The sequence below is a fragment of the Shewanella sairae genome (assembly GCF_023283535.1).
Taxonomy (GTDB): Bacteria; Pseudomonadota; Gammaproteobacteria; order Enterobacterales; family Shewanellaceae; genus Shewanella; species Shewanella sairae.
The window spans coordinates 35,894-48,942 of the sequence record NZ_JAKILT010000012.1; the positions used below are offsets into that span (position 1 = coordinate 35,894).

The following is a 13,049-nucleotide window of genomic DNA, read 5'->3' on the forward strand; positions in this document are numbered from 1 at the left end:
ATACGGGCTAATGTGAGCCACTCATCCAAGGCAAAACCTTTCTTGAAAACCTATCGGCTTGCCCGAGACGAATAGCACTGTTATGCCTCATTCTATAAAGCGCTTGATAACAGAGTGGCACTAAATACAAGCTGGTAACCGTTGAGAATGTCAGGCCGCCAATAATGGCAATGGCCATTGGTGAATATGAAGGGCCACCGCCACCAAGTTGGGTGTCTCCCATCGCGAGTGGCACTAAACCGAGTACAGTGGTGCCAACTGTCATCAATACAGGGCGCAATCTTGTATAACACACTGTACTAATCGCATTTGACAGCTCATCTAACGCGGGTGACATTTGGTTTATTTGGTCGACCAATACTATGCCGTTGTTTACCACTATTCCCATAAGAATCAATATGCCTATCATTGCCATAATCGACATGGGGGTGCCAGTAAATAATAAGGCCCAGAATACACCGGTTATTGAAAATAAAATCGAGGTGATAATTGCAGTTGGCAGTAAGAGTGACTCAAATAGCGCTGCCATTACGATATAAATCATCGCGATTGCTAAAATCATGTTTGTCGCCATTACTGCTTCGTCTTCATCTTGCTTTTGAAAGCCACCTCTAAGGGAGTAATCATAACCGGCAGGAAAGTTAACACTATCCATAACCTGAGTGATTTTTTCCTGTGCCTCTTCGGTAGTCAGTTCATCGAGGTTTGCGCCTATCGACAGCGCGGTTTGCCTGTCGTAATGCCTAATGGTATCGAAGCGCGGTAAGATCTCAATTTTTGCCAAGTTATCTAAGGTAAATACGCGATTATCGATACGGATAACCGGTAACTGTTTTAGTTTCTCTAGGGATAGGCGCCACTGTTGCTCATAGGCCATTTCAATGCGGAGTTCACCGCTTGGATCGTGGCGAAATGAACGTAAAGGCGTACCACGTAGCGCCATAGAAATACTGGAAGCCACTTCATTTAGCTTTAAGTCCAGTCTAGCGGCCATTTGACGGTCGATGCGGATCACCACTTCTTGCTGGGCACCGTTAAGCTCTGAGCGCACATCGGTTAAACCATCAATTGCGCTGAGTAACGGTACCACTTGCTGGCTAATACGGATAAGTTCGCTGGTAGAGCGTCCGGTTAATGACACCCGCACACCATTGTTTTCACCGCCCCAGCCAAATTGCGGTTTGGCAATCGCAAATTTAGGAAAGCCTTCGCGTATGGTCTTTTTCAGTGCTTTCATATCAACTTCGGTATCGTCTTTTAAGATCAGTGTTGATTGGCCTCTGTCTGCAGAAAAGTAGCTGTATACCGAGTCAATTTGGAACTTGTCTTTATTGGCATAAAGGTAAGTTTCCATTTTGGTGATCATCGCTTCTGTAACATCTAAGCTATGTCTGCCTTCGACTTGATAATTGATATATAAACGATTATTGCCTTCGCCATCAGACTGATCTTGGCTGACCATACTCAGTGGTAGGGCTGTTGATGCCAATATCATTAGCGCCAAAACCCCAGATATACGCGGGTGAGCCAAAATCCAATTAAGGCTGGTTTGATAGCCTGTTTGTAAGCGGCTCTTTTTGGCGACGGGCTTAACTTTAAAACTTAGTTTACTGAGCATCAGCGGCAATAGTGTTTTTGCAACTAGTAAAGAAGCGGCGAGTGAGATACAAATTGCAATTGCAACGTGCTCTAAAAAAATCGTCAATTCGACTTTAACGCCGAAAATATTCGGTAAAAAAACAATTGCAGTAGTGAGTGTTCCCGCTAGTACTGCAAGTGAAACTTTATCGACACCACGTAAAATCGCGCTGCTTTTTATTCCTTGGTTAGGAGAATATGTGGCAGTAGCGTCAGAGGTATTGTCCCTATTAGCCTGTTTTTCCTGCAGTACGCTTTCAGTCACCACAACGGCGTTGTCAATCAGCATACCTACAGCCAACAATAGCCCCATCATAGATAAGATATTGAGGCTATAGCCTAAAAAGTACATAGCAGCCAAAGTCATACAGATGGAAATAGGTACCGATGAAACGATAACTAAGGTCATCTTCAAATCGCGTAGGAACAGATACAAGACCACAAAAGACAGTAGTGCGCCAATTAAGCCTGCTGCAAGTAAGTCGCGCAGCGATGAGGTTACGCCATATGCTTGATCTTCCATCACAAACAGTTTGATGCCGTCAAATTGAGAGTTTTGTTTAGCCTCATCAATCACCTTCATGACGCGCTGTGATACGTCAACTAGATTCGCGCCAGACTCTTTAAATACATCCAGACCCACAGCATAATTTTGATCTAAATGACGTCCATCGAGGCGTTCTGGCAGTGAAAAGCTCACAGTTGCAATATCTGCAAGGGTAATGCCTGGAGCTAAAACAATCCTATTTATATCATCTAAGTTTCTAAACTCACCTTTAGGTGATACTTGATATACTCGTGATTGAGTCTTTAGTACGCCGGCATTAATAACAAAGTTTTCTTGTTGTAAACGGCGATTAAGCGCTTGCACTGAAATATTACTCGCAGCCAGTTTGTCGGCATTAACACGTATTTCAATCTGCTTTTGCTCAACGCCGTAAAGCGTGACTTGCGATACGCCAGCTACCCGCTCAAGAGGCTTTTTAAGCTGTTTATCGAGTAAGTCAAAGGCGCTTGATAATTCACGGTCGCTGGAAATACGCAGATTGAGCACTGGCATATCAGCAGTACTGAACTGCCTGATAAACACTCGTTCTACATCTTTTGGCAGTAAATGACGCACCGCATCGACTTTTTCACGCGCTTCTAAGCTTTTAGTCGCAACGTTTTCGCCCCACTTCATTCTTAGGTCTATTTCTGCACCATTTTGCGAAGAGCTTGAACGAAGCTCTTCAATGCCGCCCATAGTGGCTAATGACTCCTCTAATATATTGGTGATATCGCGTTCAACTTCAGCGGGAGTTGAACCTTTATAAGGCACCTCAACAATTACTTGCGGAATATCGATGCCAGGGAACATTTCCAGCGGCAGTAATCTGCTTGAAGCTAACCCAAATAACAGTATTGCCATAAAAAACATGGTTGTGGTTACAGGTCGTGCTAAGGCAAAGCGGGTGATATTCATGCTTTACCTCCTTCAAGAGTTTGATTATTCATTGCACCAGTGTCGTTGCTTTTCCCTGATTCAATTTGGTCAAACTGTTTTCGGTCAAAGACGGCATAAAGCACAGGGATAACAACAAGAGTAAGTAGGGTAGAGAGGCATAAGCCAAAGATAACCGTTATTGCCATTGGCGCTCGAACTTCACTACCATCGCCTAGCCCAAATGCCATTGGCGATAAACCTAGCGCTGTGGTCATGGTGGTCATAATGATTGGGCGTAGGCGCGATTTAGCCGCGTTTGAGATTGCACTCAGTTTATCTTCACCGCTTTGGCGCAGTTGATTAATTCGATCAACTAGCACAATGGCGTTATTCACAACAATACCTGCGAGCATGATAAGACCAATGAACACCACCACACTTAAGTGAGTTTGAGTGATAAACAAGCCAAAAATACTGCCGCCAACAGCCATAGGAACGGCGATGAGAATAAGTAGCGGGTGCAGTAAAGATTCAAACTGACTTGCCATCACTAAGTAAACTAAGAATACTGCTAATACGAGTGCAATTTGTAATGACTTAAACGAGTGCTCCATCTCCTCGTTTTGTCCGCCAAATCGAGCTTGAATCGAAGTGGGGAGAGTTTGCGCTGCCAAAATCTCACGAGCAGTTAACACAGCGTCATTTAGATCGCCATAAGCGAGGTTGGCAGACACAATAGCAACGCGTTGTTGACTGATACGGTTAATTGCAGACGGACCTAATTTTAGGCTGACATCTGCTACTGCACTAAGCGATATTGGATGGCTGCTATTTGGATTAATAATCATCGAGTCGATGTCGCTTATTTGGTTGCGTTCATCAATTTCACTGCGCACCAAAATATCAATCTTGCGGTCACGAAATGTGTATTGGCTAGCAATAGTACCGCCAATGCGCTGGGCAATCCGGTTCGCTACCGTTGGCGCGTCCATTCCCAGAGCTGCTAAACGTTGATGGTCAAACTGAATGCTTAGCTCAGGTTGGCCGTCTCGTAGACTCGTATTGATATCAGCGAAACGCTCAGAATCACCCAGTGCATCAACAAGATTGTCTGCCGTTTGTTTAAGCTGAGCTAAATCATAACCAACAAGTTCGATTTCAAGTGGTGTTTTAAAACTAAATAGTTCTGGGTGCTGCACTTTGGCTTCAAGTTCAGGAATTCGCATCGCGGTTGTACGTAATTTATCGGCTACCGCATCAAATGCATTATGGTCGCTAAGTACCACTTGTAAGCGCCCCCAGTTTTCTCCACCTCGAGAGGTGTCAGAGGTCATCAGTCCGCCACTACCTGCTTGACTATAGGCATGTTTAACGTCCTTGCGATCTTTTATCGATAGCGCGAGTTTACGCAGAACGCGATCGGTTTGAGCCACTTCGGTGCCTGGTGGCAATAAAACCTCAACATAAAACTCGCCTTGATTCATAGGTGGGATGAGCTCCATACCTAAACGAGGGAGCAGCAATCCTGCACTCGCTGTAACCATGAGCGCTATAGCTAAAGTGACAACGCGAAACTTAAGCGCTGCGGCTAGCAGCTTATGGTACAAGACCTCAAGTTTGCTGTAGCCCCAGTTAAAGCCACTACTGATCGGACGCATAACCAGTCCTGTTAGCCAAGATAGGCTGCGACCAACAATAAGCACGAGTGTTAACAGCGCGCTTGGCAAGTAGTTAAACAATAATACAAATGGGAAAGAGAATACCGTGGCACTGTAATGCTTTAATTTGGCCATCTTGGTAACGGGTTTTGGTTTGGCTGCTTTTTCTAATAATGGTGGCAGTGCTTTGAATCCTTCACGAGATGCAAGCATTGGGATGGTGGTTAATGCCACAAGTAATGAAGCGAGTAGAGCAAAAGTTACGGTTAATGCTTGATCTGAAAATAGTGCGCCAGCCACGCCATCAACAAACACCAGAGGTACAAATACCGCAAGCGTAGTTAAAGTGGAAGCAAAGATAGCGCCGGCCACCTCTTTGGTGCCTGTTACGGCAGCTTCAAGTCTGTTCATGCCAAGAGATTTGCAGCGGTCGATATTTTCTAATACCACAATGGCATTATCGACCAAGAGGCCAACCGCTAAGGCAATACCGCCAAGTGACATGATGTTTAGACTGATACCGGCAAAGTACATCATGTTAAAGGTGGCAATAACCGAAAAGGGGATTGAGATAGAGATAATCAATGTAGGGATGATATCGCGTAAAAATAGATAGATAACCAGCATCGAAAGCAAACTACCTATAAGTGCAGCGCTGGTGACTTCGTTAACCGCACTTTCAATAAATTCGGATTGGTCATAAATAACTTTTAATTCGCCTTTAGCATTATGCTGATTGAGTTTATTGAGCTCATCAGTCACTTTGCGCGCCACTGCAACCGTATTGGCATCGCCTTCCTTATAAATAGCCAGTTCAATGGATTCTTTATCGCCAATTCGCGTGATGTCATTGCGCTCTTTAAAGGCATCAACAATGGTTGCGACCTCAAATAGGCGCACTAGCGTTTGCTCATCACGGTAAATCACGATTTGCCCCAGCTCATCGAGCGAGTTGAACTGATTTAAGGTACGAACTAAGTATTCCTTGTCACCTTGAATCACTTTACCTGCAGAGAGGTTAATGTTTTCTTCGGCGATACGGTTGCGAATAATATCGGCACTTAAATTTAGTTGGCTGAGCTTTTGTTGATTAAGTTGAATATGCACTTCTTGCTGTAAACCTCCAGAAAGCCTTACAGCGGCTACACCGGATAGGGACTCAAGTTGACGTTTGAGCTCCTCTTCGGCGTAAGTTCGCATCTGCTTTAGTTCTGTTTCACTCGTGCCATCAGTCACAGTATCACTTGCTTCTGGCACTGAGAGCGCTAAACGAACAATAGGGTCAAGGTTTGGGTTAAAGCGCAGTAAGAGGGGCTTTTTAACATCAAGCGGCAATTCAATCGTGTCGAGTTTTTCTCGTACATCAAGACTTGCCATGTCCATATCTGTACCCCATTCAAACTCAAGTACTACATCGGACATACCTGAGCGCGAAATTGAACTGATTTTCCTAAGTCCTTTGACAATACCCGCAGCTTCTTCGATTGGTTTAGATACCAGTTGTTCAACTTCAACGGGTGCTGCGCCCACATATTGGGTACGAATAGTAATGGTTGGGTAACTTAAATCTGGCAATAGTTTTACTGCAAGGCGAGAGAAACCCACCATGCCGAAAAGGATCACTGCAAACATGAACATCCAAACCGTGACCGGTCGATTAACCGCTGTTTTTATTATAGACATAACGTGCTCCGTAGATTTTAAGCTATTTAGCTGACGCTAGATCTGTTGAATTAATGACTTCAACTAATGACAGGTCTTTAAGGTTTTGCTGACCACGGACAACGATTTGCTCGCCAGGCTGAATACCGCTTACCACTTCCACGGTATCGACTTCACGGTACCCGAGAGACACAGTGCGGCGATTAACATTGTCACCATCGAGAACATATAAAGCGTACTCGTTATCTTGGTTGATCAATGCGTTATAAGGCACGGTGATAACATTATTATGGGTGTCGTACTTTAGTTCCACGCGAGTAAACATCCCCGCTTTAAGCGTCGCATTTTGATTAGGGACTGACAGGGTGACTTTAAAGGTACCGCTTCGTGCATCGACAATCGGGCTTATACGAAGCACTGTGGCATGGGTGGTTTCTTGGGTATGTTTGTTGGCAACAATTTGGGCGTCTTGACCTAGGCGAAGGTGTTGTAATTGCTGCTCGGGTAAATGCACTATGCCGTATAGTTCGTCTTGATTGACCACATAAAATAATTCATCAAATTCTTTTGCCATATTGCCCGATTTGACAAATCGCGTTGCGATAACGCCATCAATTGGTGAGCGGATCATGCTTTCTTGTACGTAAAGCGCTGCTAAATCACGTTTGGCCATGGCTGCTTGCAGGTTATATTCAAGCTTTGCCATTGAGTCGGCGCTGAAAAATTCTTTATTGCTGATTTTCTTAAGGCGATTGAGCTCTTGCTCGATGATTTCAACTTCGGCTTGCGAGCGATCTAAATCGAACTTCTGCCTTTTAGAGTCGATAATTGCTAGCAACTGACCTTTTTTAACTCTATCACCTTCTTCAACTTTTAATTCTTGTATCAGCCCTGCGACTCGAGTAACAACATTAGCTTCTTGTGGCGCTTCTAACGTCGCGGTTGTGCTGTAAAAAGAGGAAACATCGCCTTGGATCACCGTGGCAGTTTCAACTGGGACGGCGTATTTTTCTTCTTCTTTAGTTTGTTCTTCACTGCCACAAGCACTTAAAAGTGATACGCCCAATAATAAGGGGAGAATAATGTGTTTTTTGTTTAACGCTTCCATGTAAGCAGACCTTAATTTAATTGTTCCAATAAGCCTGATAAAGCATGATGCGTGCCATGTTGTTAAGTTGTTACTTAACAATGGTTTACGTGTTTTTAAGTTTATTTCTTAAAATTAAATTAATTATTATCTAGTGAAAAAGTTTAAATGTTGGTTTTTTTAACAAAGGTTACAATTGGTTTCTTTTTAGGTGGCTAGTTTTTGGTTTAATTACGAATTGTGTCGATTAATTAAGGTTATATAAATTTTAGTAAAGGCTTGAGGTTACTGCGACTTGGCTTATACAGAGGCGGAGGATTGAAAGAAGCGATTTTTGAGAGAATTGACGTGTTACCTAACGAGAATTATTTTCATGATTAAAATACATAAATAAAAAGCGCGGCAATAAAAAAGGCACTCAATGAGTGCCTTTCAATCAATTTATCAGTCATTTAAGTGACGAGCTTAAACTGACTGCTAAATCATATGTGTTAATCGCGCTTATCAAGCTCAATAAAATCGCGCTTAGCATCACCAGTATATAGCTGACGAGGGCGGCTGATCTTGTGACCAGGTTGATCTAGCATCTCTTTCCAGTGGGCAATCCAACCGACAGTACGCGCAAGGGCGAATAGTACAGTGAACATGCTTGTAGGAATACCGATAGCCTTCATGATGATCCCTGAGTAGAAATCAACATTTGGATAAAGCTTCTTAGAGACGAAATACTCATCTTCTAGTGCAATGCGCTCAAGCTCCATTGCTACATCTAGAAGTGGATCGTTGACCTTAAGTTCAGCTAAGACTTCATGACATGTTTCACGCATCACTTTCGCGCGAGGGTCGAAGTTCTTGTAAACACGGTGACCAAAGCCCATTAGACGGAAAGGATCTTCTTTGTCCTTAGCACGTGCAATAAACTCAGGAATACGGTCAACAGTGCCAATTTCTTCCAGCATGTTTAGACATGCTTCGTTAGCACCGCCGTGTGCTGGTCCCCAAAGTGACGCAATACCAGCAGCAATACATGCAAACGGGTTAGCACCTGAAGAGCCAGCTAAACGTACAGTTGATGTTGAAGCGTTTTGCTCGTGGTCCGCGTGTAGGATAAAGATGCGGTCCATTGCACGTTCAACGATTGGATTCACCTTATATTCTTCACAAGGTACACCAAACATCATGCTTAGGAAGTTACCGGCATAGCTAAGCTCGTTACGTGGGTAAACAAACGGTTGACCGATTGAGTACTTGTAGCACATAGCTGCGATAGTTGGCATCTTTGATACTAAGCGGTATGCAGCGATTTCACGGTGACGCTCATCGTTTACATCCAAAGAGTCTTGGTAGAACGCCGAAAGCGCGCCTGTGACACCACATAGCATTGCCATTGGGTGAGCATCACGTCTAAAGCCTCTAAAGAAAGCTGCAAGCTGCTCATTCACCATGGTGTGTGTTTTAACAGTATGCTCAAACGTTTCGTACTGAGCTTTATTTGGCAACTCTCCGTAAAGAAGCAAATAACATAAATCTAAATAGTCAGACTCTACTGCCAACTGATCGATTGGGTAACCGCGGTGAAGCAGTATGCCTTTTTCGCCGTCGATGTAGGTGATCGCTGATTCACAGGAAGCGGTCGCAAGAAATCCTGGATCAAAAGTAAAGTGACCTTTGCTACCTAGCTTACTGATGTCGATAACATCAAATCCTGCCGTACCTTCTTTGATAGGCAGTTCGATTGAATCGTTCCCTGGTAGTTCTAATTTGGCTATATTGTCAGCCATACCCCATTCTCCTTACTTCATTCTTATTGAGTGCGGCTTATCAAACGACATTACTTTACAGTGAATCTAGATCACATTTCAATTTAAATAAGCGTTTAAATTTGTTAGACCATGGTCTTATTTTGGCTTAAGTGCTTGTGCCAGTAGGTGCTTGGCAGATTTTTTTACCAAAAAAACAAAATTTGCATAATGTGATGTTTGTATTTGATATTTCACCCACGTATACTTGCCGCAGCTCAGAAGAGCTGCATACATTGGCGATAAGTTATCACTTTTTTGCACGCTTAATTAGTGGTTGCTAAATCCGTTAAATGTTTGTTTCAAGTTTTCTTTTGTAAAAGTTCTAAACCGTGATTTAAATCACTGTTTGGAATTTAATCAAAAGCGGTTCATATAACAAAAAATAGCTCAAATTGAGCAGAGTGAGCAGAACGTGAAAAAGCAAAGACCTGTCCATTTAGATCTGCAGACCATACGCTTCCCTGCAACAGCGATCGCGTCGATTCTTCACCGTGTATCGGGCGTAATAATGTTGTTTGCCGTCGGTATTCTTATCTGGTTGCTTAATGAGTCATTAGCATCAGCTGAGAGTTTCGCAGGCGTCCAATCTCTTTTTGATAACTTTGTTGTTAAGTTCATCATTTGGGGAATTCTTACCGCGCTGGGTTATCACTTGATAGTGGGTATTCGCCACTTAGTGATGGATGCTGGCTACTGGGAAGAGCTCTCTTCTGGTGTTTCATCAGCTAAAGTCGCTATTGCTTTGTCAGTAGTGTTTTCAATTATCGCGGGGATTTGGGTATGGTAACGAACGCAGCAAGTCTGGGCCGCAGTGGTGTCCATGACTTTATTCTTATACGTGCAAGTGCCGTAGTCCTAGCCTGTTACACCATTTTTTTGGTTGGGTTTATCGCATGTAGCTCTCCACTAACTTATGACGCTTGGCATGGCTTATTTAGCGCATTGCCAATGAAAGTCTTCACACTTCTCGCGCTTGTCGCGGTGCTAGTACATGCCTGGATTGGTATTTGGCAGGTACTAACAGATTATGTAAAGTGTGTATCTCTACGTGGTGTACTTCAGTTTGTTTTTGTCGTAGCAGCCTTCAGTTATTTGGCAGCAGGCATTTTGATAGTGTGGGGTGTTTAAGTGGCTATTCCAGTTCGCGAATTTGACGCGGTTGTAATCGGTGCTGGTGGCGCCGGTATGCGTGCCGCTTTACAGATTTCTAAAGAAGGTAAGAGCTGTGCGCTGTTATCTAAAGTTTTTCCAACTCGTTCTCATACAGTATCTGCACAGGGTGGTATTACCGTAGCACTGGGTAATGCCCACGAAGATCACTGGGAACAACACATGTACGATACCGTGAAAGGTTCTGATTTTATCGGTGACCAAGAAGCGATTGAGTTTATGTGTAAAACTGGCCCAGAAGCAGTTATCGAACTTGAGCATATGGGACTACCATTCTCACGTTTCGAGAACGGCAAAATCTACCAACGTCCTTTCGGTGGTCAATCTAAAAACTTTGGTGGTGAACAGGCTGCGCGTACAGCGGCAGCTGCTGACCGTACTGGTCACGCATTACTGCATTGCCTATACCAACAAAACGTTAAGCATAAGACTGAAGTCTTCTCTGAGTGGTATGCACTTGATTTAGTCAAAAATGAAGATGGTGTGATTGTTGGTTGTACTGCAATCGAAATCGAAACCGGCGAAATAGTTTACTTCAAAGCCAAGGCAACTATCTTAGCGACTGGTGGAGCAGGGCGTATTTACGCTTCTACCACAAACGCACATATTAACACTGGTGACGGTGTGGGTATGGCGATGCGCGCTGGCGTGCAGATGCAAGACATGGAAATGTGGCAGTTCCACCCAACGGGTATTGCTGGCGCAGGTGTTTTGGTAACTGAAGGTTGTCGTGGTGAAGGTGGATACCTTCTAAACAAAGACGGTGAACGTTTCATGGAACGTTACGCACCTAACGCGAAAGATTTGGCATCACGTGACGTGGTAGCACGTTCTATGATGACTGAAATCCGTGAAGGTCGTGGTCTTGATGGTCCACTAGGCCCGCACTGTTTGCTTAAGCTTGATCACTTAGGTAAAGAGACCCTAGAAGCACGCCTACCTGGTGTTTGTGAACTATCGCGCACATTCGCACATATCGATCCAGCAGATGGTCCAATCCCAGTATTGCCGACTTGTCACTATATGATGGGCGGTTTGCCAGCTAAAGTGAGTGGTCAAGTTGTTCGTCAAAATAATGATGGCAGCGAAGAAGATGTAACCGGCCTATTTGCAGTTGGTGAAATTGCGTGCGTATCGGTACACGGTGCGAACCGATTGGGTGGTAACTCATTGTTAGATCTTGTAGTATTTGGTCGAGCAGCAGGTCAGCACTTAGGTAAAGCGTTAGATGAAACGCCAACACCAAAAGAAGCTAGCCAAGCCGAAATTGATGCTTCTCTAGCACGTTTAAACCGCTGGGAAAGTAACAAAGACGGTGAAGATCCAGCTGTTATCCGTAAAGATCTGCAGCTTTGTATGCAGCTTAACTTCTCGGTATTCAGAAGTGGCGATGCGATGGCTGAAGGCCTTAAAGAGCTTAAAGCGATTCGTGAGCGTTTAGCCAATGCCAAGCTATCTGATAACTCAACAGAATTTAATACCCAGCGTATTGAATGTTTAGAGTTAGATAACTTGATGGCCACTGCGATTGCAACGGCAACAGCGGCAAACTTCCGTACAGAAAGCCGTGGTGCACATTCACGTGAAGATTACCTAGAACGTGATGATGATAACTGGTTATGTCACAGTATTTATGACCCAGTTACTGAGCTTATGACTAAGCGAGATGTGAACATGGAGCCTAAGCTTCGCGCCGCATTCCCGCCAATCAAGCGTACCTACTAAGGAGAAGACCCGATGAAATTGGAATTTGCAGTTTATCGCTACAATCCTGATGTAGACACTAAGCCTTACATGAAGGATTACAGCTTAGAAGTGGATGAAGGTACCGATATGATGGTCCTTGATGCATTGCTCAAGCTAAAAGAGTTAGATCCGACACTTGCCTTTAGACGTTCATGCCGTGAAGGTGTGTGTGGCAGTGATGGTATCAACATGAATGGTAAAAACGGTCTAGCGTGTATCACGCCAGTTTCTACCTTCAAGGGTAAAAAGATTGAAATCCGTCCGTTACCTGGCATGCCAGTTGTACGTGACTTGATTGTTGATTTAACTCAGTTCTACACCCAATACGAGAAGATTAAGCCTTTCTTGATTAACGATGAAAAAACGCCTGCGCGTGAGCATCTGCAATCACCGGAAGAACGTGAGCACTTAGATGGACTCTACGAGTGTATTATGTGTGCATGTTGTTCTACCGCTTGTCCTTCGTTCTGGTGGAACCCAGATAAATTTATCGGTCCAAGTGGCTTGCTACATGCTTATCGCTTCTTGATTGACAGCCGCGATACGGCGACTGAAGAACGTTTATCGGGTCTTGATGACGCATACAGTGTATTCCGCTGCCACGGCATCATGAACTGTGTTGATGTTTGTCCTAAAGGGCTTAATCCGACAAAAGCAATTGGACACATTAAGTCTATGCTGCTGCAGAGAGCCGTTTAGTATGCAGAATAAAGAGCCGATATTGATATAGCTCTATATGAGTCACTTTCCCTGTGGAGGGTGGCTCTTTTTATGTCACGGAAGACAAATATAAATAAGATCTGGAACTATCGGGGCTACAGAGATTACAGAGAGTTTGGCTGAGCTTAACCCTCTGTATT

Annotated in this window: 8 protein-coding genes; 4 read left to right on the forward strand and 4 right to left on the reverse strand. The window is 44.0% G+C overall.

Features of this window, described 5'->3' with window-relative positions:
- Positions 1-7 precede the first annotated feature (7 nt).
- From L2748_RS07000 to L2748_RS07015, 4 genes are all read right to left on the reverse strand, one after another.
- Entirely contained in the window at positions 8-3,103 is a 3,096-nt protein-coding gene (locus L2748_RS07000) for an efflux RND transporter permease subunit (protein ID WP_220781969.1), read from the reverse strand.
- On the reverse strand, positions 3,100-6,405 hold the full coding sequence (locus tag L2748_RS07005; protein ID WP_220781970.1) for an efflux RND transporter permease subunit: 3,306 nt from the start codon (positions 6,403-6,405) through the stop codon (positions 3,100-3,102). The genes L2748_RS07000 and L2748_RS07005 overlap by 4 nt, the downstream gene beginning before the upstream one ends.
- Positions 6,406-6,427: 22 nt before the next feature.
- Positions 6,428-7,492 (reverse strand): efflux RND transporter periplasmic adaptor subunit, encoded by a 1,065-nt coding sequence (locus L2748_RS07010; RefSeq protein ID WP_220781971.1) that lies wholly within the window; start codon positions 7,490-7,492, stop codon positions 6,428-6,430.
- A 470-nt stretch (positions 7,493-7,962) separates the two neighbouring features.
- Positions 7,963-9,252: a citrate synthase gene (locus tag L2748_RS07015; RefSeq protein WP_220781972.1), complete on the reverse strand. Its 1,290-nt coding sequence runs from the start codon at positions 9,250-9,252 to the stop codon at positions 7,963-7,965.
- 412 nt (positions 9,253-9,664) lie between these two features.
- Here L2748_RS07015 and sdhC point away from each other — a divergent pair, with 412 nt between their 5' ends.
- The 4 genes from sdhC to L2748_RS07035 are packed head-to-tail and all read left to right on the forward strand — an operon-like array spanning position 9,665 to position 12,888.
- The gene (gene sdhC / locus L2748_RS07020) at positions 9,665-10,060 is read left to right on the forward strand and encodes a succinate dehydrogenase cytochrome b556 subunit (RefSeq protein ID WP_220781988.1); all 396 of its coding nucleotides are present in this window, start codon (positions 9,665-9,667) and stop codon (positions 10,058-10,060) included.
- Entirely contained in the window at positions 10,054-10,401 is a 348-nt protein-coding gene (gene sdhD / locus L2748_RS07025; protein WP_220781973.1) for a succinate dehydrogenase, hydrophobic membrane anchor protein, read from the forward strand. Before sdhC ends, sdhD begins: the two co-directional genes overlap by 7 nt.
- Positions 10,402-12,168, forward strand: a complete 1,767-nt coding sequence (gene sdhA / locus L2748_RS07030; RefSeq protein ID WP_220781974.1) for a succinate dehydrogenase flavoprotein subunit — start codon at positions 10,402-10,404, stop codon at positions 12,166-12,168. It begins immediately after the preceding gene.
- 12 nt (positions 12,169-12,180) lie between these two features.
- Complete coding sequence (locus L2748_RS07035; RefSeq protein ID WP_220781975.1) at positions 12,181-12,888, forward strand: succinate dehydrogenase iron-sulfur subunit; 708 nt, start codon at positions 12,181-12,183, stop codon at positions 12,886-12,888.
- The last annotated feature ends 161 nt before the right edge of the window (positions 12,889-13,049 follow it).